Annotated in this window: 1 pseudogene; it reads left to right on the forward strand. The window is 67.7% G+C overall.

Going from position 1 to position 632, the window contains the following annotated elements:
- Window positions 1–632, forward strand: a pseudogene (locus tag G8O29_RS18205) (IS256 family transposase); the annotation flags it as partial.

The raw sequence follows: 632 nt of genomic DNA on the forward strand, positions 1-632 counted from the left end.
GTCCGCCACCGGTTCGAGGACCATGCCGAACGGCAAGCGCGAGGTTCTCGGCGTCGCCACCGGCCCATCCGAAGCGTTCGGGCGATGGCCCTCACCCTTCTGGACCGACTTCCTGCGGTCCTTGGCCGACCGGGGCCTGCGCGGCGTGAAACTGGTGATCGCCGACGACCACAAGGGGCTGCGGGCCGCTGCCCGCCGGGTGTTCAACGCCACCCATCAACGCTGCCGCATTCATTGGATGCGAAACGCGCTGGCCCACGCCCCGACCAAGCAGCGCACCGCCGTGGCGGCGATGCTGAAGACGCTCTTCGCGCAGGAAACCAAGGCCGAGGCCGAAGCCCAGTGGGAGATCGTGGCCGACGCGCTCCGCGAAAAGCAGCCCAAGCTCGGGGCCCTGATGGATGCCTCCCGTGACGACGTGCTGGCCTACATGTCCTTCCCACGCGAGCACTGGACCCAGATCGCCAGCACGAACCCGCTGGAGCGGGTGAACCGCGAGGTGAAGCGGCGCGCCGACGTCATCGGCGTTCGGGCATTCCTTCGGACCGATGGCAGTCATGCCCTCACTCCCGAACGACGAGGCCATCATCCGCCTGGTCGGCGCGTTCGCCATTTTGCTTGAACCAATGGCG

Origin of the sequence: Rhodobacter calidifons (assembly GCF_011174775.1) — a bacterium.
GTDB lineage: Bacteria > Pseudomonadota > Alphaproteobacteria > Rhodobacterales > Rhodobacteraceae > Tabrizicola > Tabrizicola calidifons.